We start from the raw sequence: 26,204 nt of genomic DNA, 5'->3' as shown, positions 1-26,204 counted from the left end.
CACGAAGAAAAAAATGACCGATCGTCAATTTTGTGCAGTATTTAATGTTGACTAAGAGTCATTTTTGCGTTATAACATTAGATGATTGAAAGGCATAGGAAAAACATTCTCGATCTGAGGGAAACAGTATCCCGCAGTATCTTACTCCGAGCGGGTTTTACTTCTCTTATGATCCTGGATTTCATCATAAAAAACCATTATAAAAACCACAGAAAGGAAGTTTATCACAATGAATAGAAACAGAAAACTGAGAAAACAGATGATGTCTGGTCTTGCTGTTGGTATGGCTGCTGTTATGGGAGCTGCTCCGGTTTATGCAGCGACAGGAGAGGACGCAGCGGTTTCCAAAGAAGAAACCGTATATGTAAATGCAAATGCAGACGGATCGGAAGATCAGATCACCGTATCCAACTGGCTGAAGAACGCAGGAACGGAAAAGAACCTGAAAGATGAGAGTGAACTGAAGGACATCAAAAACGTAAAGGGCGACGAGGAGTTCACCCAGAGCGGAAACGAGCTGACCTGGCAGACAGACGGCGAGGATATCTATTATCAGGGAACAACCACAAAAGAACCTCCGGTTTCCGTGAAGTTCACCTATTATCTGGACGGCAAGGAAATCAAACCGGATGACCTGGCCGGAAAGAGCGGAAAACTGAAAATCAAAGTTGACTATACAAACAACACAAAGACAACGGTTGACATCAATGGCAAGAAAGAGACGATGTACACCCCATTCGTCCTGATGACCGGAATGATTCTTCCGCAGGATACTTTCTCCAATGTCAAGATCGACAATGGTAAAGTCATTTCCGATGGAAGCAGAAACATCGTAATCGGATTTGGTATGCCGGGCCTGCAGGAAAGCCTGGGATTAAATTCCGATTCCCTTGAAGATCTGGTATCCGGTGACAGCGATTTCGAACTGCCGGAAAGCCTGGAGATCACTGCAGATGTGGAGAACTTCTCTCTGGATTCTACCTTCACCGTTGCACTTGACGATGTTCTCGACACCATCGATACCGACAACATCACCGGATACGATGATCTGAAGGATGCACTGAGTGATCTTGAGGATGCTGCAATGGAACTGGTTGACGGTTCCAAGGCACTCTCCGATGGTGTGGATACTTTAAAAGACAGCTACAAAGAGCTGGATGACGGTATCGGAACGTTAAAAGACGGCGCTGACGAGCTGAACAGCGGAGCCGGCACACTGGCAAGCGGAGCCGGCACACTGGCAAGCGGAGCATCGACTCTGGCAAACGGAACTTCTACTCTGAACAGCGGAGCTTCTACCTTAAACAGCGGAGCAGCTACCCTGTCCAACGGAGCATCCACCTTAAGCAGCGGAGCTTCTTCCCTGGCAAGCGGCGTAAACTCCTACACCGAGGGCGCTGATACCCTGAATAAAGCAATCCAGACGTATCTTGGAAAGAACGGTGTGCTGACTGGAAGCGTAACCGAGTATGTAAACGGTGTGAATAAAGTTGTTGCAGGCGTAAAACAGTACACCGACGGAACAACACAGCTGTCCGACGGCGTTGCTTCTTATGTAGCAGGCGAGAAACAGCTTGCAGCAGGCGCTGAGCAGCTTCAGCCTCTGGCAGACGGCCTGACCGAGGTAAACAGTGCAATCGCAACACTGAACGCAGCACTCGACGGAAAAGATGAGAATGATATTTTTGCAGGAGCAAAACAACTCTCCGAAGGACTGACCAGTTTGAACGAGCAGCTGCAGAGCACCGATGTACAGAGCCTTCTGACGATGGTAGACGGTATGACCAGCACCGGTTCTACCCTGATCTCCGAGACCGAGGCACTCTCCGAGGTTCTGAACACCACAATCGCAGGATCTGTCAACAGCATGATGACAAACGGCAGCGAGCTGATGAGCCAGATGGATACGCTGTCCAAAGGACTTGAGAGCTACTTAAGCGGTCTGGAGGCACAGATCACGAATCAGGCAACGCAGATGGGAACCCAGATGGCAGCACAGGTTCAGGCATGGGCAGACGGAGCAGCAGCACAGCTGAACCAGGAAGCAACAGCAGCAGCACAGAGCGCAGCTGATACAGCAGCAAGCCAGGCATCCGCCGATGCAGCAAAACAGGCAAATGATCAGCTCTCTGCAGCAGCAGCTACACTGGATGCACAGATTTCCGCAGCTAAGAGCGCTGGAAATACAGAGCTTGCCGATTCCTTAAGTAAAGCAAGAAACCAGATCGGAAGTGTCAGCGTTTCCGCTTCCGCCGGAACCGTTTCGGTTACTCCAGTTACAGCTCCGCAGATTACCCTTCCGGAACTGAACTTCGAAATCGAGCGCCCGGATCTCTCCGGTCTTGCAGCAATGCAGCAGAAGATGAGCGACATCAAGAGCCAGTACAGTGATCTGCAGAAGACGGTTGCAGCTCTGATGCCGCAGCTTGAGACCATGCAGAAACAGATGCAGACCATCACCGATAATAAAACAGTTGTTGAGCAGAATCTTGGTGCAATGCAGAAACTGACCGCAGGTGTGGCACAGCTTGATGCAGGCGGAAGCGCTCTGTACAAGGGCATCGGTACTCTGTCCGCAGGTGTGAGCCAGCTGTACAGCAGCACAAATGAGAGTTTTGCAAAAGCAACAGCAGGCATCAATGCACTGAACGCAGGATTTACCCAGCTGAGTGCTTACAATGACACGCTGCTTTCCGGCGCAAGCCAGCTGAAAGCAAATGCACCGGCTCTGGTTGAGGGTGTTACGACTCTGCAGGGCGGCACGACACAGCTGACCGCAGGTCTTGGACAGCTGGGAAGCCAGTTAAGCGATGGATCTGCAAAACTTTCTGCAAACAGCGGAAGCTTAAGAAGCGGTGCTTCTCAGGTAGCAGGCGGAGCATCCCAGCTGGCAAGCGGAGCCTCCACACTGGCAAATGGAACTTCTTCCCTGGCAGGCGGAGCTTCTGAACTGAACAGCGGAGCTTCTACGCTGGCAAGCGGAGCATCTACGCTGGCGAGCGGAGCTTCTACACTGGCAAATGGAACTTCTTCTCTGGCAAGCGGAGCTTCTGATCTGAAATCGGGAAGCAGCAAGGTTGTTGATGGTATTGACGAGCTGTCCGATGGGGCGAAAGAACTGGCTGACGGTACGAAGAAGTTTGAAGAAGAGGGTACCAGCAAGCTGAAGAGTACCTTTGAGGATGATCTGGGAGATGTACTGGATCGGATTCAGGCGCTGAATTCGGATAAATGTGCTTATACTTCTTACAGTGGTAAGGCAAATGGAATGGATGGAAGCGTGAAATTTATTATCGAGACTGCAGCAATTGAAGCTGCGGAAGAGTAATGTGATTCCACGGTAGATTGTGAGGCCGCCTGCGGTCGGGATATTTCCCCGACCGCAGGCGGCATTTACGTTAGGTGGGGTGCAAAAAGACAAAAAATAAGAACAGCCCGCGGATATGCGGGCTGCTCTTTCATAATGAGGGGGGAGATAGTTTTGAGTGGTTCATCAACTATCTGAGATATAGTATAGTGAAGAAATGTGAGCAAAGTATGTCTATTTTCTAAAAGAAACAGTAAATTTCTAAAGAATAAGTGAATCCATCCATTGAGTAAATCACTTCCGTCCGCCAAAACGTAGATGGGTCCCCAGGCGCAGCGGAGCGTCCGCCCCCCGCGGTGCCTGGGGGTCGTATCCTCCCGTCCTATTCAAAAGAAAGTTTCCGGTTCCCATAACTCTTCCGGTACTGTCCCGGCGTCATCCCGGTGAGCTTTCGGAAAGCCGTGGAAAAATTATGCGCATCCTGAAATCCAACGTTATAGGCAATCTGAGAGACCGTGTGATTTGTGTCCGTCAGCTCGGCCATAGCGCTGTCCATTTTGGATTTCAGGATGAATTGTTTTAACGTCATCCCGGTGCCCTCGTGGAAGAGGGAGGAGAGGTATTTGTCGTTGTATCCGAAATAACGGGCGAGTTCGGTGACTTTGAGGGACTCGCTGCTGTGGTACTGGATGTAGCTGATAATGTCCTGCAGGATCTGCGTCCGCTGCGTTTCGGAAGTGTAGGTGCGGTAGAAGGGGCTCTGACAGTTGATTTCGCCGAGAACAGCGGCAGTCAGGCTGTTGTTGAGGAACGTGTTGTGGAAACGCAGGGAAGTGTCCTGGAGCTGCTTCATGAGGATGATGACGCGGTTCGGGGAGGAAAGCGTTCCCTGGCGCGGGATGCATAACGTTTCGGGGTAGTTGGATGGAAGCTGGGCGGGAGCGAGGTCCTCAAGGCGGTAGGAGGATGGCGGTGCAGCATGAAACTCATCCAGAACCGATCCGGCGGTCGGGTCAGAAGGAGCGATGAGCGGTGCGGAGGGGATACCAGGGATAAAATGGAGCCAGTAGAAAGAGCAGCTTCCTTTTTTCGAGCCGTGCTGATGGGCGGTCGGAGGCAAAAGAAGATATTCGCCAGGATGGACTTCGTAAGAGCGGCGTTCGTCCGCGATAAAAAGCGTTCCTTCCGTCACAACCATCAGTTCAAAATTGACGAGATTCCGTGTCAGGTGCATCCACTCCGGGGACGGGGACTGGAATTTGCCGCAGAGGTCGTAGGTAAAACAGGCGGCATCTGGAAATAAAACAGAGATCATATGACTTTTTCAAACCTTTTCAAACATTCTTGTATTTTAAACGGCGGTCTGTTTTGCTAAAATAAAACTATAGAAAAACAGGAAAACAGCCGTCAAAAGAAGTGTAACGCTTCCCATCCCTGAAAGCAAGGAAAATATCTTTTTCAAACCAGGAGGCGGCGGAAGACAACGAAAAAGGAGACCGAAAAAATGGATCAGAAAAACTTCAGCAAACCATTATCCCTGGCAAAAGTCCAGGTTACTGATGCATTCTGGAAAAAAGAGATGGAGCTTGTCCGCACCGAAGTAATTCCGTATCAGTGGAATGCCTTAAATGACAATGTTCCGGAAGCAGCACCGAGCTTCTGTATGCGGAACTACCGCCGCGCCGGTGAAGTTGAAAAAGAGCGGAAAGCAAAAGGAGACAAATTTGTTCAGATCAAATATCCGCTGGATACTTTTGAGACACTGCCGAAGGATGGCAAAATGGACGGAAGATTTTATGGCTTCCTGTTCCAGGATACCGATTTTACCAAATGGGTGGAGGCAGTTGCGTACTCCCTGACACAGCATCCCGATCCGGAGCTGGAAAAAACGGCAGATGAAGCAATTGAAGCTGTCTGCGCAGCACAGAGAGAAGACGGATACCTCGATACCTACTATCTGATCAACGATCAGGATATGATTTTTACAAACCTTAAGGACAACCATGAGCTGTACTGCTTCGGTCATCTGACGGAAGGCGCCGTAGCCTATTATCAGGCGACCGGAAAAGACCGTCTCTTAAAAGCAGCAGAGCGTTTCGCGGACTTTATTGCCAGCAAACTCGGTCACGGCGAGGGGAAAAAAGCAGGTTATCCTGGTCACGAAATTGCAGAGATGGCTCTGATGCGTCTCTATGATCTGACCGGCGAGCAGAAGTATCTCGATCTTGCAAAATACTTCATCGACGAGCGCGGAACAAAACCATACTATTACGATATCGAGCGCGGTCTGACCTGCCCGGAGGGCGAGGAACGATATAGCTACAATCAGGCAAACCGCCCGGTGCGTCAGCAGGATGAGGTGCAGGGGCACTCCGTACGCGCCGTATATCTCTATTCCGGCATGGCGGATGTGGCAAGGGCAACGCAGGATGAGAGCCTGCTGAAAGCCTGTGAAACTCTCTGGAACAACATGGTGCATCAGAAAATGTACGTCACCGGCGGAATCGGTGCCACTCATATAGGAGAGGCATTCTCTTTCAACTATGACCTGCCAAACGATACCGCTTACGCAGAGACCTGTGCATCCATCGGTCTTGTGTTCTTTGCTCGCCGCATGCTGGAGATTCAGGCAAAAGCAGAGTACGCGGATGTGATGGAATTAGCCCTCTACAATGGCGTTCTCTCCGGAATGGCGCTCGACGGAAAGAGCTTCTTCTATGTCAATCCGCTGGAGGTACTGCCGGAGGCATGCCACAAGGATGAGCGGAAATTCCATGTAAAACCGATCCGCCAGAAATGGTTCGGCTGTGCCTGTTGCCCTCCGAACCTGGCAAGAACGGTAAGCTCAGTTGCATCTTACGCATACACGGAAAACGACACAACCCTGTTTGTCCACTTGTACATGGGTGGAACAGTGGAAGGAGAAAAAGTAAAAGCATCCATCACTTCCGAATTCCCGTGGGACGGCCATGTTTCCGTGACCTGCGAGAGCGATACCAAAGAGCCGTACACCTTTGCATTCCGCATCCCGGGATGGTGTGCTTCTTATGAAAAAGAGATTCCAAAAGGCGCAGAATTGGAAGAAAAAGACGGGTATCTGTATGTGACAAAAGTATGGGCGAAGGGTGAGACGATCCGCCTGAACTTCCCGATGGAAATCCAGTTTTTGGCATCCAATCCGCTTGTACGCGAGGACGCCGGCCGTGTTGCCGTAAAACGAGGACCGGTTGTTTACTGTATGGAAGAAGCAGACAACGGAAAGAATCTGCATTTGACAAAACTCTGTGTGAATGGTGAAAAAACCGCAGAAGCAGCCGATGAGCTGGGCGAGCACTTTGTGCGCGTAACGGCCGAGGGACGTCGCATGAAGCTGGGCGATGCGGAAAAACAGCCGTTGTATCATCTGTATCAGAAAGAGGAAGAGGAAAAGACGAAACTGAAGCTGATTCCATATTATATGTGGAACAACCGAGGTGAGGGCGAAATGCAGGTATGGATCCGCGCATGTGAATGATTTTATTAAAGAAGAAATAAAAAACTCCGGAAAAGGGATGGCTCCTGATGCAGCCTCCCCTTTTTTCCGGAGTTCTTGTTATGCCAAAATATGAGAATCCTGCAAAAAAGAAAGTGAATTTTTTGCAGGATTCTTTGTGCTATTGGTACAGATTATTTTCTGCTTCTCATAGAAAGACTGCCGAAAGCAGAAGAAACGGCGGGCAGAATCACGAGGACGACTGCAAGGACAATCATTCGATCCACAAAGTCTGTCATGGCCTGTACAACGCAGACAGAGAGAGTCAGATTCATACCGAGACTGTGAAGCAGCTGCACCAGCACAGTGGAGCCGGAGGAAGTAATTCCACCGAAAACAACCGCGGTGATTGTGGAACTTACCACAGTACCCGGAAGTGAGATCACAAGCGCTGCCGGAAACAGCTTCCAGCCCATGGAGCGGAGGGAAAGACTCTCGCTGCGGGATCCTGCCGTATGGGACGGGCGGAGTCTGCGGAATACAAGGCCGGCAACGAGACCGATGACAAGCTGCACCGGAATATAGTAAAACGCATAGACATCACTCGTCATGCCGGAAATGAGTCCGGAGATCAGTCCCGGAACGAGGCCTGCAGCAGGTCCGAACAGAGCGGCTGCCAGAACTGTTCCGATGGAGTCCAGATAAACCGGAAGACGCAGCAGCAGAGCAATGGTACCGCCGAGAATATTGATGACACCGCAGAGCGCGAGTGTCGTGAGTTTTAACGTACGGTTAGTATTCATCATGCCTCGCCTCCCTTCTGAAACATCGTCTCATGTGGGAAGACCGGCGGTGCGGTGAGAATCTGGTCGAGAACCGGTGCGGATTCCTCCTGCGGCACGCCGAGAACGCGCTCAAAGAACATCAGGAAGAAACGGCGCACATCGACCTGCGTCAGAATGTGGCTGTTCGGTGCTTTCTGATAAAAATTCATGGCATCCACAACCGTCTGTCCGATGCAGAGACCTCCGGTTTCTACCTGCGTATACGCATCAAAACCGCTGCAGAGCGACGGATCCACAAGATAAGCGGCCGCGAGCGGATCGTTGATCACGCATCCGATGACCTTTTCCTGCTTCCAGTGGAAATCGAAGTAAAAACGTGTCAGCTCCTCGATGCGGGTTCCGACTTCCGGATTTACACACTTCATATATTCCACGAGATTCGGAGTCAGAACAATTTTTCTTGTGACATCCAGCCCGATCATATGGAGCTTTTTGCCGGCAAGCTGCGGCAGCTCGGAGAAAGCACGGAACACTTCGGCTGCGGCGTCCGGGTCGCACCAGTAATTATACTCGGCAACCGGAGAGCAGTTTCCGTGACTCTTGTAGCTTCCGCCCATGGAGACCAGTGCTTCGAGATTCTCAAGGCATTCCGGTGCACACGAAATAACCTTTGCAAGATTCGTCATCGGTCCGAGGGCAAGAATTGTAACATCAGGGGTTGTTTTTAAGGTTTCGATGAGGAAAGAAACAGCGTCTGTTTTTGGCGTAAGCTCTTTGACATCCGGCCAGCCGGATTCGCCGAGGCCGTCCATGCCGTGCGTGTCCATGGCATCCACATAGTCGCGGACCAGGGGAGTTTCCTCTCCGACATAAACAGGGACATCTGTTTTTCCAATCATGGAAAGAATTTTGAGGGCATTTTTTGCGCCCATAGAAGCGGGTACATTTCCGCTGACTGTGGTGATGCCGATCAGATCCAGCTCTTTGGAAGCTGCGGCAAGCATCAGGGCGAGAGAATCGTCGATGCCGGGATCACAGTCGATGATCAGTTTTTTTGCATTCATTTTCCAATCTCCTTGAAATAAAATGATTTTGAGATACTTGGTTTTTTATACTGGGAAGTTCACGAACCAGTCCGGACACCCGTAAAAAGGCGGGAAAATCCGATTATATAAATGCACGGGAATGAGTATAGCACAGATTCAAAAAAGAATCCAGCAAAAAGAATCGAGTAAAAAGAATTCAGTAAAAACAAGCCTTGCCTGTTGGAGAAAAATCGAGTATGGTATATAAGCGTAGAACAAATGAGAATATATGAGAATATATGGGAGATAAAAGCATGGCAGATGGATTTTTAGCACCAACGGGAAGATTCTATCCAAAAACAGAAAATTTTCATGCGCAGACCGCGCGGGCAATTCTAGGCCCGGAAGGTCAGACGGACGAGCCGATTCAGGAGCTTTTGCGCCGGGGATATATTTTATTTGTGGGCTTCCACAAACCAGGTGAACCGGAAAATCTCCATGCCGATATGGATTATGTGCTCGGCGGACCGGGACACCCGGCGACAGAAGGGCAGAAGGCATGGATTGCGGAACATGTAGAGGAGTTGTCGGGAAAACAGCAGTTTGACATCAACAACGATGAGATAACCTTTCAAAGATTCTACATCAGCAACATCCGTATGTTTCCCTGGTGCAGGGGCTGCGCAGAGGAAAAAGCGCGCGAGCTCTGGGGAAATGCACAGAGTGAGGAAAAACCAAAACGGTGTGATGCGTGCCCGGGCTTTCGAGACCGTCCGCTTTAGAGTATGTCTGAAAAATCATTTCCGCAAACAGCCGGTTTCGTTTTTGTATCGCTGAAGCGACCCGCCGCAGCCGGTGAAGTCTGAAAGCCTGCAAAGCAGGATTCTTTCGTGTACACGTTCTGACGAAAAAAATGTCAGAAAATAATTGGATGAGAATATAATAGGAAGAAAAAACACTTTTATATAGTAATGCAGCAATGGGGAAAATCCGCAAAAAGCCGCGTGAACACGCGATTTTTACGAATTTTCCCCTTGACTTTTGATAGGACAGACGATATAATAAACGAGCGTGCGTAAAAGACTGTTTTTTGTGCGCGCAAAAGCTGCAAAGCAATTATGTTGAACTAAAGCAGCCGTATGAAACCCCGTGGGACACACGGAGAAATCTATCAGGAGGTGAAATGGAATGCCAACATTCAACCAGTTAGTAAGAAAAGGCCGTGAGACTTCCGTAAAGAAATCTACCGCGCCGGCACTGCAGAAAAGCTACAATTCTCTGAGAAAGAAATCCACAGATATGTCTTCTCCTCAGAAGAGAGGTGTGTGCACAGCTGTTAAAACTGCTACACCGAAAAAACCTAACTCAGCTCTTCGTAAAATCGCCAGAGTTCGTCTTTCCAACGGAATCGAAGTAACAAGTTACATCCCAGGAGAAGGTCACAACCTTCAGGAGCACAGCGTTGTTCTGATCCGTGGAGGAAGAGTTAAGGACCTGCCAGGTACCAGATACCACATCATCCGTGGTACACTTGATACTGCAGGTGTTGCTAACAGAAAACAGGCCCGTTCTAAATACGGTGCTAAGAGACCGAAAAAGAAATAATTAAGTAAAACGAGTTCGAGATATATCTAGTATCACAAAAAAAGCGAAATGTTGTGCGTTATTCCATAAATCCCCACGGCTGCGGATTTATAGAGAAGTTACACGCGCGGACATACTGCAAATAAGTGTGAGTACCGATGATTTAATCGAATGATGGTTAAGGAGGGAAGTAACGTGCCACGTAAAGGACATACTCAGAAAAGAGATGTTTTAGCAGATCCGTTATACAATAACAAAGTGGTAACCAAGCTGATCAACAACATCATGCTGGATGGTAAGAGAGGCGTTGCCCAGAAAATCGTATACGGCGCATTTGCTAAAGTAGAAGAAAAAGCTGGAAAACCAGCAATCGAAGTATTTGAAGAAGCAATGAACAATATCATGCCGGTTCTTGAAGTAAAAGCAAGACGTATCGGTGGTGCTACTTATCAGGTACCGATCGAGGTAAGACCGGACAGACGTCAGGCTCTTGGCCTTCGTTGGCTGACCGCTTATTCTCGCAAGAGAGGCGAGCGTACCATGGAAGACAGACTGGCAAACGAGATTCTGGATGCATCTAACAACACAGGTGCTTCTGTGAAGAAGAAAGAAGAAGTTCATAAGATGGCAGAGGCTAACAAGGCATTTGCTCACTACAGATTCTAAGAGGAGGAAAATCCGTTGGCTGGAAGAGAATATCCATTAGAGAGAACCAGAAACATTGGTATTATGGCCCACATCGATGCAGGTAAAACAACCCTGACCGAGCGTATCCTGTACTATACCGGTGTTAACTACAAGATTGGTGATACTCACGAAGGAACTGCTACCATGGACTGGATGGAACAGGAGCAGGAACGTGGTATCACAATTACTTCAGCTGCTACAACCTGCCACTGGACTCTGGAAGAGAACTGCAAGCCGAAACCGGGCGCTCTTGAGCACCGTATCAACATCATTGATACCCCAGGCCACGTTGACTTTACCGTAGAGGTAGAGCGTTCTCTTCGTGTACTGGACGGCGCTGTCGGCGTGTTCTGTGCAAAAGGTGGTGTAGAGCCTCAGTCTGAGAACGTATGGCGTCAGGCTGATACCTACAACGTACCGCGTATGGCATTCATCAACAAGATGGACATCCTTGGTGCTGACTTCTACAATGCTGTAGATCAGATCAAGACCAGACTTGGTAAAAATGCTATCTGCCTTCAGCTTCCAATTGGTAAGGAAGATGAGTTCAAGGGAATTATCGATCTGTTCGAGATGAAAGCTTACATCTACAACGACGATAAGGGTGATGATATCTCCATCACTGATATTCCGGAAGATATGAAAGACGACGCTGAGCTGTATCATACAGAACTGATCGAAAAGATCTGCGAGCTGGATGATGAGCTGATGATGCGTTATCTGGATGATGATATCCCGTCTGTTGACGAGATGAAAGCAGTTCTGCGTAAAGCTACCTGCGAGTGTACAGCTGTACCGGTATGCTGCGGTTCTGCATACAGAAACAAAGGTGTTCAGAAACTTCTGGACGCTATCCTTGAGTACATGCCGGCTCCGACCGATATCCCGCCAATCGAGGGTACCGATCTGGACGGAAACCCGATCGTAAGACATTCTTCCGATGACGAGCCGTTCTCCGCACTGGCATTCAAGATTATGACAGACCCATTCGTTGGTAAACTGGCATACTTCCGTGTGTACTCCGGTACTATGAACTCCGGTTCTTACGTACTGAATGCAACAAAAGATAAAAAAGAGCGTGTTGGACGTATCCTTCAGATGCATGCAAACAAACGTATGGAGCTGGATAAAGTTTACTCCGGTGACATCGCAGCTGCAATCGGATTCAAGTTCACCACAACAGGTGATACCATCTGCGACGAGCAGCATCCGGTAATCCTTGAGTCTATGGAGTTCCCGGAGCCGGTTATCGAGCTGGCTATCGAGCCTAAGACAAAAGCAGGCCAGGGCAAACTGGGTGAGTCCCTTGCAAAACTGGCTGAGGAGGACCCGACCTTCCGTGCACACACCAATCAGGAGACTGGTCAGACCATCATCGCTGGTATGGGTGAGCTGCATCTGGAAATCATCGTTGACCGTCTGCTTCGTGAGTTCAAAGTAGAGGCTAACGTAGGTGCTCCGCAGGTTGCATACAAAGAGACCATTACCAAACCGGCAGACATCGACAGCAAATATGCAAAACAGTCTGGTGGACGTGGACAGTATGGTCACTGTAAAGTTAAATTCGAGCCTATGGATGCAAACGGCGAAGAAATTTACAAATTCGAGTCTACCGTTGTTGGTGGAGCTATTCCGAAAGAGTATATCCCGGCTGTAGGCGAAGGTATCGAAGAGGCTATGAAAGCCGGTATCCTGGGAGGCTTCCCGGTAGTCGGCGTTCATGCAAATGTATACGACGGATCTTATCATGAGGTCGACTCTTCTGAGATGGCATTCCACATTGCTGGTTCTCTGGCATTCAAGGAAGCTATGCAGAAGGGTGCTCCGGTTCTTCTTGAGCCTATCATGAAAGTCGAAGTTTCCACTCCGGAAGATTACATGGGTGATGTTATCGGTGATATCAACTCCCGTCGTGGTCGTATCGAGGGTATGGATGACATCGGCGGCGGAAAGATGATCCGTGGATTCGTACCGCTGGCTGAAATGTTCGGTTACGCAACAGACCTTCGTTCGAAAACTCAGGGACGTGGTAACTACTCCATGTTCTTTGATAAATACGAGCAGGTTCCGAAAAACGTACAGGAAAAAGTTCTGTCTGCAAAAGCAAAATAATTTGAGAAACCGTACTGGTTGTGCAGTCCTTACCGGCTGCACAGCCTGAATGTATATCTTTTTCAAAGATTTCCCTTGCAAATAGGACAGAAATGCAATATAATCAGACTTAGCAGGTTTACGATTCAGGTGGGTTCCTGCCACCAATTTAGTCTCAAAAAAGCCCACTGGGCGCAATTTTAAGGAGGACATTTTAAAATGGCTAAAGCTAAATTTGAAAGAACAAAACCGCATTGTAACATTGGTACCATCGGCCACGTTGACCATGGTAAAACAACTCTGACCGCAGCTATCACAAAAGTACTTTCTACCAGAGTAGAAGGAAACACTGCTGAGAACTTCGAAGATATCGATAAAGCTCCGGAAGAGAGAGAGCGTGGTATCACAATCTCTACTGCACACGTTGAGTATCAGACAGAGAAAAGACACTATGCACACGTTGACTGCCCAGGCCATGCTGACTATGTAAAGAACATGATCACTGGTGCTGCACAGATGGACGGAGCTATCCTTGTAGTAGCTGCTACAGACGGTGTTATGGCTCAGACAAAAGAGCACATCCTTCTGTCCCGTCAGGTAGGTGTACCTTACATCGTTGTATTCATGAACAAATGCGATATGGTAGACGACGAAGAGCTGCTTGAGCTGGTAGACATGGAGATCCGTGAGCTGCTGAACGAGTATGACTTCCCGGGAGATGACACTCCGATCATCCAGGGTTCTGCTCTGAAAGCTCTGGAAGATCCGGCTGGCCCATGGGGAGATAAAATCATGGAGCTTATGGATGCAGTAGATAGCTGGATCCCGGATCCGCAGCGTGACACTGATAAAGATTTCATCATGCCTGTAGAGGACGTATTCACCATCACTGGTCGTGGTACTGTTGCTACTGGCCGTGTTGAGGCTGGTGTTCTTCATCTGAATGAGGAAGTTGAAATCGCAGGTCTGAAAGAAGAGACCAAGAAAACTGTTGTAACTGGTATCGAGATGTTCCGTAAACTCCTCGATGAGGCTCAGGCTGGTGATAACATCGGTGCTCTGCTTCGTGGTGTTCAGAGAACAGAGATCGAAAGAGGACAGGTTCTGGCTAAACCAGGTACCGTTCACTGCCATACCAAATTTACCGCTCAGGTATACGTTCTGACAAAAGACGAGGGTGGCCGTCATACTCCATTCTTCAACAACTATCGTCCGCAGTTCTACTTCCGTACAACTGACGTAACAGGTGTTATCACTCTTCCGGAAGGAACTGAGATGTGCATGCCTGGCGATAACGTTGAGATGACCATCGAACTGATCCACCCGATCGCTATGGATCAGGGTCTTACCTTCGCTATCCGTGAGGGTGGCCGTACCGTTGGATCAGGCCGTGTTGCTACTCTGATCGACTAATTTCGGTTATCTATGAGCAGTGCAAATTCGGAGAGTAATGACCGGTGGGAGCTTGCTCACACAAGGGCATTAGTCGGAGAATTTATAGGGCGACAGCCCGACCGAGATGGAGCGAAGCGAAATCGAGGAAAGCACTGCGGGAAATAAAATATAATTGTATCGAAAGATACTTGTGCTCAAACGTAAGAGACCCCGGCGCCGTAAGGCGGCCGGGGTTTTTCTGTTTTTAACCAAAAGAAACTTATCATATATAGCAGGATATGATATAATTTTTATTAGTTGAAATAAAAGAGAATAAGAAAGGAAAAAAGATGGACTACTTGGAGGCAATTGATGAAACCTCTTATTTATCAGTACCGAATGCAATGGAGAGAACTGCTGCAGTGCGTGGGAATTGTACCGGATAACATTTCTTCCCTGGTACATGCGTTTGGAATTCGTTTGAAAAAACAGGAGATATGGCATCCGGCATATGAAGCCTTTTGCCGATGCGGGGAACCGTATGTGCTTACCATGGAAAATCTGAAGGGTATTACAGAAGTACAGCCTGTCGGAACGTGTGTATACATTGTGGAAAACGAAATGGTATTCAGCTATCTTATGGAACAGGTGCAGGGAAAGAATGTGTCGCTGCTGTGTACGTCGGGACAGCCGCGGTATGCAGCATTAAAACTGATTTCGTTGATCGTACAGAGTGGGATTCCCATTTACTACAGTGGAGATCTTGACCCGGATGTGATCAAAACCAGAATCTGTAAAATACGAATTGTGAATGATGGGAAAAGATAGAACAGAAAGGATTTTACCAGCATGATTACAAAGGCGGACATCAAACAGGAGACGAATTCCGTATCATATAACCGTGGAAAAAAGATCTATGAAGAACAGAAAGTGCATGCTTTTCAGGTACAGGAAATGGAGGATATTTTCGGATATCAACTGCATAAAATTACAGCTGTCGTAGACGGAAGCGGAAAAAATATGTATTGTGTCAGCGTTTCTGTAGATGAAGAAATGTCTGAAATTATGGAAGATGATTGTGATTGTCCGGCACATGAGCAGTACTGGGGATTGTGCAAACATTGTGTCGCTGTTTTGCTGTACTATCTTGAATGGCGGAAAAAAGAGAGAAAAAAACTGGAAGAAAAAGTGAGAAATGACGAAGAACATCAGGAACTGGAGCAGCTTCTTCGTGCTGTCGGCGTGAAAAAAGGAATGAAAGAATTCCAGGGAGAACATAAAATTGTCAGAAAAGTAGTAAAACCAACACCAAAAGCAGAGACAAGCCCCGGTTTTTCTGAACTGCTTTCACATTATGTGATGCGGGATCAGGTTGCTTTTCTGCCGAAAGCAAAAGCAGGTCAGGTTAAACTGGAAATTCATCTGGAGAGCCAGTTTGACGATTCCTTTCGGGCAGAATTTAAAATCGGAAGCAAAAGGATGTATGTATTAAAAAGTGTTTCCAAAATGACAGCAGCTGTAAAAAATATGGAAACGGTCAGCTACGGTGCGCAGCTTTCTTTTTTGCACTGTATGGATGCTTTTGAAGAAGAAAGCCGTCCGATGGTAGAATTTCTGAGCGCATATACCATGGAATGCGGCTCATGCTATCAGATAGGTACCGGCAGCTATGCGTCCTGCTTTGATGACCGTTATGTGATGATTTCTGTGCAGAATATGGATGAATTTTTTGAGGCTGTTGGCAGCCAGGAGTTCTTTTGTCGTACGAACTGGAGAGAAGAAAAACTGTGGCACTGCCAGGAGGGGATGCCGCAGTATGAAATGAAGCTTTTACGGAAAGCAGATGGCCTAAAGGTACAGATGTATGCGGATCCCATTTTTTATGGCAGAAAATATTTGTATTTTCTTTCAGAAAAAAATACAATTTACCGAATCCCAAGGGAAGAGATAGCAGAAGTCTGCGACTTCCTGGAATATATGGAGCGATGTCCGGACGGAGTCTGTGAAATTGCAAAAGAAGATATCCCGACCTTCTGCCAGGGACTTCTTCCGGTGTTGGAGGAACATTTTAAGGTAAAAAAAGAAGAAAAGCTGGAATTACAGCAGTATCTTCCGCCGCAGGTGGAATTTCAGATTTATCTGGATGCGCCGCAGCATGATATGATTACCTGCGAACTTCTGGCTGTCTATGGCGAGAAAAAATACAATGTTTTTGCAGATGCAAACGATATCCATCAGCTTTCCCATGGCCGTGATGTACGGAAAGAAGCAGCGGCAAACCAGCTCGTTCGATCCTGTTTCAGCGCCTATGATGCGCGGAAACATCAGATGCTTCTCCAGGGAGCCGATGAGATGTATGAGTTTTTAAGCAGCGGTATGGAAGATCTGCAGAAACTGGGCGAAATTTTTGTTTCTGACCGGTTAAAAGCGATCCGTGTCATCCCGTCCCCGAAAGTTTCTGTCGGTGTATCCCTCGCAGAAAATGTACTGGAACTTCATTTGAATCCGGGCAATTTTGGCATGGAGGAACTGGCAGAGATTCTTTCAAAATATGACCGGAAAAAGAAATTTTACCGCCTGAGGACTGGTGAATTTATGGATATGGACGAGGACGGTATCCGCGTTCTCTCGGAACTGCGGGAAAATCTGCAGATCTCCGAGGCAAAGCTGAAGAGCGGCGAGATCACAATTCCGAAATACCGAGCACTCTACCTCGATACCCGTTTAAAAGAGCAGGATGATCTTCAGGTTGAGAAAAACCGCGAGTTCCGTATGCTGATCCGAAATATGAAAACTGCAGAGGAGAACGATTTTGAACTTCCGGACAATCTGCAGGCACAGCTCCGTGAATATCAGAAAACAGGATTCTGGTGGCTGAAAACCTTATGCCAGAACGGCTTTGGCGGTATTCTGGCGGATGATATGGGACTTGGAAAGACGCTGCAGACCATCGCCTTTCTCTTATCTGAAATGCAGGAAGCACCCGAAGATGCAAATCGTCGTTCTTTGATCGTTGCACCGGCATCTCTCGTCTATAACTGGGAGAGCGAATGTGCCCGCTTTGCTCCGGAGCTGCAGACGAGACTCGTCGCCGGCACACAGGAACAGAGGAAAGAGATGATCCAAAATGCCGGTATGCAGGATATTTTGATTACCTCGTACGATTTGCTCCGCCGCGATATCGAACTGTATCAGGATCTCCCATTCTTCTGCGAGATCATTGATGAGGCGCAGTTCATCAAAAATCACGCAACGCAGGGAGCAAAAGCCGTGAAAACGATCCATGCATCGTTCCGCCTGGCATTAACCGGAACACCGGTAGAAAACCAGTTAAGTGAACTATGGAGCATCTTTGATTATCTGATGCCGGGATTCCTCTATGGATATCAGAAATTCCGCGAGCAGTTTGAACTTCCGATTGTGCGGAACGGCGACGAAGAAAGATTAGAACGTCTGCAAAAGATGATCCGTCCGTTTATTCTGCGCCGTCTGAAGAAGGAAGTGCTGAAGGATCTGCCGGATAAAATTGAGAAAAATATGGCTGCCTGCATGGAACAGAAGCAGAAGGAGCTGTATCATGCACATGCCCAGCGGCTGGCGCTTATGCTGCAGAACCAGACAGAGGAAGAATTTGCCGATTCCAGGTTCCAGGTGCTCTCTGAACTGACGCGGCTGCGTCAGCTCTGCTGTGATCCTGCGCTTGTTTACGAAAATTACGAAGGCGGTTCGGCAAAACTCGATCTCTGTATCGAGCTGATTCAGAGTGCTGTGGAATCCGGCCACAAAATCCTGTTGTTCTCCCAGTTCACTTCGATGATCGAGATCCTGACCGCGCGTCTGCAGGAAGAAAGCATCAGCTACTTTGTCCTGCAGGGAAGCACGAAAAAAGAGCAGCGTGCACAAATGGTGGAACAGTTCAACCGGGATGACACGTCTGTATTCTGTATTTCCCTGAAAGCAGGTGGAACCGGCCTGAACCTGACCGGCGCGGATATCGTCATCCATTACGATCCATGGTGGAATGTTGCTGTTGAAAATCAGGCGACAGACCGTGCACATCGTATTGGGCAGAAAAATGTTGTGACGGTATACAAATTGATTGCAAAAGGAACCATCGAGGAAAAAATCATCAAGCTTCAGCAGAGGAAAAAAGAGCTGGCGGAAGAGATCCTTTCCGGTGATGAAATTAAGACAGCATCCTTTCAGAGAGAGGAACTGCTTGAGCTTTTGGAAGAACGGTTCTGAAACCGCAAAAAGCAGAAAAAGATTTGATGTAAGGACGAAATGCAGCAGCAATGCAGGAAAATATAAAAGGGATACGTTTCTGTCATACCCTGAAAACGGGCGGACAGGAAACGTATCCCTTTTACAGTAATAGTCTATTCGAAACCAATCTTACAGAAGCTGAATATTCATCACATCCATCACCTCTCGTGTCTCCATCGGCCATACCGAGCACTGTACCTCTCCGATGTGCGCTTTGCGCAGGAAAAACATACAGATACGGGACTGTCCGATACCGCCGCCGATTGTCTGCGGGAGAGTGCCGTTCAGAATGGATTTCTGGAAGGGAAGCTTCGCGCGGGACTGGCATCCGCATTCCTTTAACTGGGCGCGGAGAGCATCTGCGTTGACGCGGATACCCATGGAGGAGAGCTCAAGAGCGATGTCAAGCACTGGATAATAAACGATCAGGTCGCCGTTTAAGGACCAGTCGTCGTAGTCCGGGGAACGTCCGTCCTGACGCTCTCCGGAAGCAAGCACGCCGCCGATCTGCATAATAAAGACAGCACCTTTTTCTTTGGTGATTGTATACTCTCTTTCCTTTGGAGTCAGATCCGGATAGCGATCCTCAAGTTCCTGGGAAGTGATAAAGAAAATTTCATCCGGCAGAATGGTTTCGATGTAGTCGTACTGGTCTGCCATATGTTTTTCCGTGTTTTTCAGTGCCTCATAGATATCTTTTACGGTACTCTTTAAGAAATCAAGATTGCGTTCTTCCGGGGACATGATTTTTTCCCAGTCCCACTGATCCACGTAAACGGAGTGAATGTTGTCGGTCACCTCGTCCTGGCGGATGGCGTTCATATCGGTGTAGATGCCTTCTCCCTCAGAGAAGCCGTATTTGTGAAGTGCATACCGTTTCCATTTTGCCAGAGACTGAACAATTTCAGCGGTTTTCTTGGTACCCTGATCCTTTAACTCAAAAGAAACCGGGTGTTCTACGCCATTCAGATTGTCATTCAAGCCGGTTTCCGGCTGTACAAAAAGTGGAGCTGTTACACGGAGCAGATGCAGACGATGTGTCAGCTCATGCTGGAAATAATCCTTTACTGTTTTAATTGCCACCTGTGTATCGTGGAGGTTTAATGCAGATTTGTAACCCTGCGGAATAATAATTTCTCCCATTACTTTAAAACCCTCTTGTTTTAGATTTGCTTTTCGAATCATGCCTTCTCAAAAAGCTTCAAATTTAGTTTACCATGTTTTCCCTGGAAAGCAAGGAAAAGATACGAAAAAACCAAAGATAGTAAAGAATTTTTTCGACATATTTTCCTTGCTGAATTTCTCCCCGGAAATACGAAATTTTCCGAAAATCAGAGCGCTTATGAAAGAGGCGGAATTATTTGGAAACCCACTGGCGCAGAAACGCTGCGGACTGTTCGATGAACGATAACTGATCCGGTGCATCGAAATGCTCGATGGCGAGATAACCGTCGTAATCGCACGCTTCTAAATCTGTAAGAAGCTTTGCCATCGGCAGATATCCCGTTCCGGCCGGTGTCTGGCCAAGGCCGCGGCAGAAACGTCCGTGAACGAGCGGACTTTCGGCACGATCCTTACAGTGAACATGGACAATATAATCCTTCAGAAGCCAGGCAGCATACGAAACATCCTCATCACTGAAAGCAAAATTTCCGATATCAAGCGTATACCGCAGCCCCGGCACGTGCTCCATAAACCAGAGCAGCGGATATGTGCGTGCAAACGGCTGTAAAAAACCGTCAAAGTCCTCTAAGGTAATCGAAACGCCACGTAAAGCCGCATATTCGGCGAGTGAGGAAAGCGCATGTACCATATTTTGAATTGATTTGTTTTTGGCCATAAAAGTACTCGTTGCCTCATAGGTGCTGCTGCAGGCTGCAAGCTCTGCCGCTTCGGCAGTTTCAAGCGCGCCTGCAACAAACAGGACACGCGAAACCTGCTGCGATGCCGCAGTATCGAGCATCTGCTGTGCTCTGCCAAGATCCGTATCATGGGAAAAATCAAAGGTTTCATGCATACAGCTGATCACCAGCCCCGCATCGGAAAGCATCGGGGCAATGACCTCTCTTTCTGATGCAAACAGACTGTAGTTCATCTCAACAGCCGAAATTCCCTGCTCCCTGCAGAACGCGAGCACTTCCGGAATCGTCTTACCGGACTGCTCACACGCCTGTAGAATGTGTTCGTAAAAAACGGAAAGCTTTCTCATATAACATTTCCTCCTGATTTATGCAATGTGTACACAGATTCCATCCGCGTATTGCAGAACATTTTTGATCGTGAAATCAGACCCCTGTTTTGAAAAAATCAAACGGGATACAGATATCGGTAAACTGCAGCTGCTATTTTTGGTGTGAAGAAAGATACACTTCCTCCGTAGATGGATTCACCCATGCATTATCCAGTGGTGCCGGTCTTCGTACTACAGGAACGCACCAGCGCACCCCATTTTTGATAATCTTCTGAATTACCGGCATATGGTAAATGGGGTATTCCTCGTGTCCCGGCTGAAAATAGAAAATTTTGCCCAGCCCACGTGTAAAGGTGCATCCGCTGCGGAACACCTCACCGCCTGCAAACCATCCCGTAAATACCACATCATCCGGTTTGGGAATATCAAAAAACTCCCCATACATCTCTTCCTCCGGAATATCCACCCATGCCGGAATTCCCTGCGCGATCGGATGGGTCGGACACGTACAGAACAGTCTCTCACGATCCCCATGCCGCCACCGAAGCGTCATACTTGTTCCGAGAAGCTTCCGCATAATCTTGGAATAATGCCCTGAATGCAGGACTACCAGCCCCATTCCGGCCAGCACATGACGCCGAACCCGCTCGGCCACATCGTCCGAGAACTCCTCCTGCAGCATATGATTCCAGAACACCAGCACATCGGTATTTGCCAGCACTTCTTCCGTCAGCCCATGCTCCTTCTCGTCAAACACAGCCGTCCGAACCGAAAGCTCCTCCTCTTGTCTCAGAAACTTTGCAATACAGGTGTGAATCCCGTCCGGATAAATCTCTTTCACTTTCTCCTGCGTTCGCTCATGCTGAAACTCATTCCAGACCGTAACTCGTATCATTCGTCCATCCTCCTTCTATAAGAAAAAAATGTATCATTTTCAAAAAATTATCGATAGCAAATCTTGAAAATAATGAAAAAAGCAGTCGTTCACACTCTGCGGTACTGAATTTTTGCGTTATTTTCTGGCCTTACTATAAATTATACTCGTGCTATATCAATATTTCAATTCACAAATTCCTTGACATCCCCTCCGAAATCCCGTATACTAAACAATGCGCAGCCGGGGAGATAGCGGTGCCCTGTACCCGCAATCCGCTACAGCGGGGGTGATGCCAATCCGAGGGCTCTTTCATTGCGAAGCTGCCTTCTATAAGTGACGTTGACGTCTGGGTCTTACGCAACAGGACTCCATGAACCGTGTCAGGGCAGGAATGCAGCAGCACTAAGTGGAATCTCCTGTGTGCCGTGAGGGTGCCTGGGCCGAGTAGGCTGTAGGAGTAACGTTCGTGGTGAGAGTTCGAAGTGCGGCGCGCATAAAAAAGAAAATCCAAGGAAGCCTGAACCCCAGACTTCCTTTTTTCGTACAAAAAATAGAAACTCCCGCGCTTTCTTCCCCCGAACTATTGTGAGAACGAAAAAAATAGGGTATAATGTAAACATTCCATAATACTGCCAAGAAACAAGAAGCAGTCGTGAAAATCTAATAAAGAACAGGATGGGAAAAGTCATATGTTAAGAATTGGTCTGTTAACAAGCGGCGGAGACTGCCAGGCATTAAATGCGACCATGCGCGGAGTCGTAAAAGGCCTTGCAAACAATGTAAAAGATCTCGAAGTATACGGATTCATGAACGGCTATAAAGGCCTCATCTACAGCGATTACCGCATGCTCAGTGCAAAAGATTTTTCCGGTATATTAACACAGGGAGGAACTATTCTCGGAACCTCACGTCAGCCGTTTAAGCTGATGCGTACCCCGGATGCAAACGGTCTGGACAAAGTGGAAGCAATGAAGCATACCTACCACAAGCTCCTTCTGGACTGCCTTGTCATTCTTGGCGGAAACGGAACCCAGAAAACAGCAAACCTCTTGAGAGAGGAAGGACTGAATATTATCCATCTTCCGAAAACCATCGATAATGATATCTACGGAACGGATATGACCTTCGGTTTCTACAGTGCCGTCAATATTGCATCCGATGCGATCGACTGCATCCATACAACAGCCTCCTCTCACCAGAGAGTTTTTATCGTAGAGGTTATGGGTCATAAAGTAGGCTGGCTGACGCTGTACGCCGGAATCGCAAGCGGCGCAGACGTTATCCTGATTCCGGAAATTCCATACGATATTGAAAAAGTATGCGAGGCCATCAACAGACGAAAAGAGCGCGGAAGCGGATTCACCATTCTTGCCGTTGCCGAGGGTGCAATTGCAAAAGAAGACGCAGCACTTCCGAAGAAAGAGCTGAAAAAACGTCAGGAAGAAATCGCAAAGAAATACCCGTCCGTATCCTACAAGATCGCAGAAGAAATCGAGGCAAAGACAGGCATGGAAATCCGCGTCACCGTACCGGGGCACATGCAGCGAGGCGGCAGCCCGTGTCCGTATGACCGTGTCCTTTCCACAAGACTCGGATCCGAGGCAGCACAGCTTATTCTGGACAAACAGTACGGCTACATGGTCGGAATGGTCAACGGAAAAGTAAAGAAAATTCCGCTGGGCGAGTGCGCTGGAAAATTAAAGACCGTAGATCCGAATGCACAGGAAGTCCTGCAGGCAAAACGGATGGGAATCAGCTTCGGCGATTGATGCGTTCCCGAAAAAGGCAAGGAAAAAGAACGGAGGCCTTAAAGCAAGAAGAACAAGGTCTCCGTTCTTCTGTTGCACTGCTGTCCAAAAGAAACTGCCGGCGGCAGGCTTCCATGCCGATGCAATAAAAGGAGAAAAATTTTATGAGCTATACTGCTCTGTACCGAAAATTCCGTCCTTCCACCTTTGAGGATGTAAAAGGACAGGATCACATTGTAACAACATTAAAAAATCAGATCCGCGCGGACCGCATCGGTCATGCGTACCTGTTCTGCGGAACCCGCGGAACAGGAAAAACGACGATCGCCAAGATTCTCGCCCGCTCGGTCAACTGCGAACATCCCGTGGACGGAAGCCCGTGCAACGAATGTCCGACGTGTAAGGCGATTCTGGCGGGCGTTTCCACGAACGTCATCGAGATCGACGCGGCATCGAACAACGGTGTCGACAACATCCGTGAAATCCGTGAGGAGGTAGCCTACCGGCCGACACAGGGACGGTATAAAGTCTATATCATCGACGAGGTGCATATGCTTTCTACCGGAGCGTTCAATGCACTCTTAAAAACCCTGGAGGAGCCGCCGTCCTATGTCATCTTCATCCTGGCGACCACAGAGGCAAACAAAATCCCGGTGACGATCCTTTCCAGATGCCAGCGGTACGATTTCCGCCGCATCACGATCGATACCATCGCGGCGCGTCTTAGTGAACTGATGGAAAAAGAGGGCGTGGACGTCGAAGAAAAAGCCATCCGCTACGTCGCAAAGGCGGGCGACGGCTCCATGCGAGACGCGTTAAGCCTCCTGGACCAGTGCATCGCCTTCTACCTCGGGCAGAAGCTGACGTACGATAAAGTCCTTGAGGTTCTCGGAACTGTTGATACCGAAATCTTCAGCCAGATGCTCCGTACGATCCTCGCCGGGGATGTAACGGGAAGCATCCGCACGCTGGAAACCCTTTTAAACCGCGGAAAAGAGCTGGGACAGTTCGTTACCGACTTTACGTGGTATCTGCGGAATCTGCTGTTGGTAAAAAGCGCAGATGAAACCGAAGAACTGCTCGACGTCTCTACAGAAAACCTGAAGCTCTTAAAAGAAGAGAGCACGATGGTAGACGATGAGACGCTGATCCACTATATCCGCGTTTTATCCGAGCTCTCCGGCCAGCTCCGCTATGCGGCGCAGAAGCGCGTGCTCGTTGAGGTGGCGCTCGTCAAACTCTGCAAACCGCAGATGGAGCAGAACCTCGAATCCGTGCTGGAGCGTCTTAGGATTCTCGAAGAAAAAATGGAGCGCGGAATCCCGATGATGGTGACAAATGCACCGGGAGCAGGAAACGGCAGTGCAGGAGGCTCCGGAGCGGCCGGAGACGGCTATGCGGCGGCAGAAACACCGCAGAGTGCACCGGCACCAGTGAAAGCCGCACCGGCGGATTTACAGCGCATCAGCGCGTCCTGGAAGGCAATTGTCGGCCAGACAAGCGGCATGTTCCGCCAGTTTCTGCAGGGCGCCGTTCCGAAATACAACAGCGAGACGGGCGATGCCAAACTGTTTGTTGAGTTTGCAGACCAGCTCGCATCCATCTACGTTGAGCGGCCGGAGGCAGCCGATGAGATCCGCACCATTATTGAACAGATGACTGGAAAAACCGTAGAGGTCCAGCTCATTTTAGCAGACCAGCATGCAAACGCCGCGCTCTCCACGATTTCCGTGGATGATGCACTGACGCAGGCGATTCATGGAATCCCGGTCGAGGAGGACGACGAGAGCGACTTCGACGACGGGGAAGAATAGATTAAAAACAAATTTTTCAGGAGGATATTACCCATGGCAAAAAGAGGAGGATTCCCGGGAGGAATGCCGGGCAACATGAACAATCTGATGAAGCAGGCTCAGAAAATGCAGAAGCAGATGGAAGAGAACCAGAAAGCGCTCGAGGAGAAAGAGTTCACTGCGACAGCAGGCGGCGGAGCCGTAGAAGTAACCATTTCCGGTAAAAAAGAAGTAACCAAAGTTAAAATCAGCGAAGATGCCGTAGATCCGGACGACGTAGAAATGCTCGAGGATCTGATCATGGCAGCAACCAACGAAGCACTGCGCAAAGTTGAGGACGAGGCAGCCAAAGCTATGGGCAAACTCGCCGGCGGACTTGGCAGCATGGGCGGAGGATTCCCGTTCTGATGGATTACTACAGCGGATACATCAATCAGTTGATCGAGCAGCTGTCCCATCTGCCTGGAATCGGTGTGAAAACCGCACAGAGGCTGGCATTTCATATCATGAATATGCCGGCCGACCAGGCAAAACGGCTGGCCGATTCGATCACAGAAGCAAAATCCCACGTTCAGTACTGCAAGTGCTGCCAGACGCTGACCGACAAAGAACTGTGCCCGATCTGTGCCAATGTCAAGCGCGATCACAGCGTGATCATGGTGGTGGAGACGACGCAGGACCTTGCGGCGTACGAGAAAACCGGAAAATACGACGGTGTTTACCACGTCCTGCACGGGGCAATCTCCCCAATGCTGGGAATCGGGCCGGACGACATCCGGTTGAAAGAGCTGATGCAGCGTCTCCAGGGCGATGTCTCGGAGGTTATCGTTGCCACGAACTCCAGCCTGGAGGGCGAGACAACGGCCATGTACATCAGCAAGCTGATCAAGCCGACCGGAATCAAGGTGACGCGGATTGCAAGCGGCGTTCCGGTGGGCGGCGATCTGGAAAATATTGACGAAGTCACCCTTCTGCGTGCGTTAGAGGGCAGAACGGAGCTGTAA

General features: G+C 48.7%; 19 protein-coding genes, 1 other RNA gene and 1 riboswitch. Of the genes, 14 read left to right on the top strand and 6 right to left on the bottom strand.

Annotated elements, in window-relative coordinates; all coding sequences use genetic code 11:
* Positions 1-229 precede the first annotated feature (229 nt).
* A complete protein-coding gene (locus tag DWY63_RS15745; RefSeq protein ID WP_117802598.1) occupies positions 230-3,328 on the top strand; it encodes a hypothetical protein in 3,099 nt (1,032 codons plus the stop codon).
* A 361-nt stretch (positions 3,329-3,689) separates the two neighbouring features.
* Here the strand turns inward: DWY63_RS15745 and DWY63_RS15740 are convergent, their stop codons facing one another.
* On the bottom strand, positions 3,690-4,622 hold the full coding sequence (locus DWY63_RS15740; RefSeq protein ID WP_117802597.1) for an AraC family transcriptional regulator: 933 nt from the start codon (positions 4,620-4,622) through the stop codon (positions 3,690-3,692).
* Positions 4,623-4,811: 189 nt separating this feature from the next.
* On the opposite strand from DWY63_RS15740, the gene DWY63_RS15735 reads away from it, so the two are divergent.
* Positions 4,812-6,821: a glycoside hydrolase family 127 protein gene (locus tag DWY63_RS15735; RefSeq protein ID WP_117802596.1), complete on the top strand. Its 2,010-nt coding sequence runs from the start codon at positions 4,812-4,814 to the stop codon at positions 6,819-6,821.
* 152 nt (positions 6,822-6,973) lie between these two features.
* Here DWY63_RS15735 and DWY63_RS15730 read toward each other — a convergent pair whose 3' ends face one another.
* Both DWY63_RS15730 and DWY63_RS15725 read right to left on the bottom strand, forming a co-directional pair.
* Positions 6,974-7,585 (bottom strand): ECF transporter S component, encoded by a 612-nt coding sequence (locus tag DWY63_RS15730; RefSeq protein WP_022463255.1) that lies wholly within the window; start codon positions 7,583-7,585, stop codon positions 6,974-6,976.
* Positions 7,582-8,628 carry a nucleoside hydrolase gene (locus DWY63_RS15725; RefSeq protein WP_117802595.1) on the bottom strand — a complete coding sequence of 349 codons (1,047 nt, stop codon included), beginning with the start codon at positions 8,626-8,628 and terminating at the stop codon, positions 7,582-7,584. The genes DWY63_RS15730 and DWY63_RS15725 overlap by 4 nt, the downstream gene beginning before the upstream one ends.
* A 31-nt stretch (positions 8,629-8,659) precedes the next feature.
* Positions 8,660-8,704, bottom strand: a riboswitch (PreQ1 riboswitch).
* A gap of 199 nt (positions 8,705-8,903) precedes the next feature.
* On the opposite strand from DWY63_RS15725, the gene DWY63_RS15720 reads away from it, so the two are divergent.
* From DWY63_RS15720 to DWY63_RS15690, 7 genes are all read left to right on the top strand, one after another.
* Positions 8,904-9,371 carry a hypothetical protein gene (locus DWY63_RS15720; protein WP_117802594.1) on the top strand — a complete coding sequence of 156 codons (468 nt, stop codon included), beginning with the start codon at positions 8,904-8,906 and terminating at the stop codon, positions 9,369-9,371.
* Between the two features lie 406 nt (positions 9,372-9,777).
* Positions 9,778-10,194: a 30S ribosomal protein S12 gene (gene rpsL, locus DWY63_RS15715; protein ID WP_022463258.1), complete on the top strand. Its 417-nt coding sequence runs from the start codon at positions 9,778-9,780 to the stop codon at positions 10,192-10,194.
* Between the two features lie 174 nt (positions 10,195-10,368).
* The gene (gene rpsG / locus DWY63_RS15710) at positions 10,369-10,839 is read left to right on the top strand and encodes a 30S ribosomal protein S7 (RefSeq protein ID WP_022463259.1); all 471 of its coding nucleotides are present in this window, start codon (positions 10,369-10,371) and stop codon (positions 10,837-10,839) included.
* Positions 10,840-10,854: 15 nt separating this feature from the next.
* The gene (fusA, locus tag DWY63_RS15705) at positions 10,855-12,972 is read left to right on the top strand and encodes an elongation factor G (RefSeq protein WP_117509903.1); all 2,118 of its coding nucleotides are present in this window, start codon (positions 10,855-10,857) and stop codon (positions 12,970-12,972) included.
* Between the two features lie 198 nt (positions 12,973-13,170).
* Positions 13,171-14,364 (top strand): elongation factor Tu, encoded by a 1,194-nt coding sequence (gene tuf, locus DWY63_RS15700; RefSeq protein ID WP_022463261.1) that lies wholly within the window; start codon positions 13,171-13,173, stop codon positions 14,362-14,364.
* Between the two features lie 333 nt (positions 14,365-14,697).
* Positions 14,698-15,153: a DUF2399 domain-containing protein gene (locus tag DWY63_RS15695; RefSeq protein ID WP_117802593.1), complete on the top strand. Its 456-nt coding sequence runs from the start codon at positions 14,698-14,700 to the stop codon at positions 15,151-15,153.
* A 21-nt stretch (positions 15,154-15,174) separates the two neighbouring features.
* The gene (locus DWY63_RS15690) at positions 15,175-18,570 is read left to right on the top strand and encodes a DEAD/DEAH box helicase (protein WP_117802592.1); all 3,396 of its coding nucleotides are present in this window, start codon (positions 15,175-15,177) and stop codon (positions 18,568-18,570) included.
* A 150-nt stretch (positions 18,571-18,720) separates the two neighbouring features.
* On the opposite strand, the gene asnA is transcribed toward DWY63_RS15690, so the two are convergent.
* The 3 genes from asnA to DWY63_RS15675 all read right to left on the bottom strand — a co-directional run bounded on the left by asnA (position 18,721) and on the right by DWY63_RS15675 (position 21,677).
* Positions 18,721-19,734 carry an aspartate--ammonia ligase gene (gene asnA, locus DWY63_RS15685; protein ID WP_022463264.1) on the bottom strand — a complete coding sequence of 338 codons (1,014 nt, stop codon included), beginning with the start codon at positions 19,732-19,734 and terminating at the stop codon, positions 18,721-18,723.
* A 214-nt stretch (positions 19,735-19,948) separates the two neighbouring features.
* Complete coding sequence (locus DWY63_RS15680) at positions 19,949-20,800, bottom strand: sugar phosphate isomerase/epimerase family protein (protein WP_117802591.1); 852 nt, start codon at positions 20,798-20,800, stop codon at positions 19,949-19,951.
* A gap of 133 nt (positions 20,801-20,933) precedes the next feature.
* Entirely contained in the window at positions 20,934-21,677 is a 744-nt protein-coding gene (locus tag DWY63_RS15675) for a ThuA domain-containing protein (RefSeq protein ID WP_022463266.1), read from the bottom strand.
* A gap of 214 nt (positions 21,678-21,891) precedes the next feature.
* Between DWY63_RS15675 and ffs the strand changes: the two genes are divergently transcribed.
* The 5 genes from ffs to recR all read left to right on the top strand — a co-directional run bounded on the left by ffs (position 21,892) and on the right by recR (position 26,204).
* An RNA gene (ffs, locus tag DWY63_RS15670) (signal recognition particle sRNA large type) lies at positions 21,892-22,154 on the top strand.
* Positions 22,155-22,348: 194 nt separating this feature from the next.
* Complete coding sequence (locus DWY63_RS15665; protein WP_022463267.1) at positions 22,349-23,428, top strand: 6-phosphofructokinase; 1,080 nt, start codon at positions 22,349-22,351, stop codon at positions 23,426-23,428.
* A 143-nt stretch (positions 23,429-23,571) separates the two neighbouring features.
* On the top strand, positions 23,572-25,221 hold the full coding sequence (gene dnaX, locus DWY63_RS15660; protein WP_055226854.1) for a DNA polymerase III subunit gamma/tau: 1,650 nt from the start codon (positions 23,572-23,574) through the stop codon (positions 25,219-25,221).
* 33 nt (positions 25,222-25,254) lie between these two features.
* Positions 25,255-25,608, top strand: coding sequence for a YbaB/EbfC family nucleoid-associated protein (locus tag DWY63_RS15655; RefSeq protein WP_022463269.1), 354 nt, complete (start codon positions 25,255-25,257; stop codon positions 25,606-25,608).
* Positions 25,608-26,204, top strand: coding sequence for a recombination mediator RecR (gene recR, locus DWY63_RS15650; protein WP_022463270.1), 597 nt, complete (start codon positions 25,608-25,610; stop codon positions 26,202-26,204). The genes DWY63_RS15655 and recR overlap by 1 nt, the downstream gene beginning before the upstream one ends.

This window comes from Blautia sp. AF26-2 (assembly GCF_003460955.1).
GTDB lineage: Bacteria > Bacillota > Clostridia > Lachnospirales > Lachnospiraceae > Fusicatenibacter > Fusicatenibacter saccharivorans.
The sequence above is the reverse complement of the archived record's forward strand: the minus strand, read 5'-3'. Positions and strand labels throughout refer to the sequence as shown.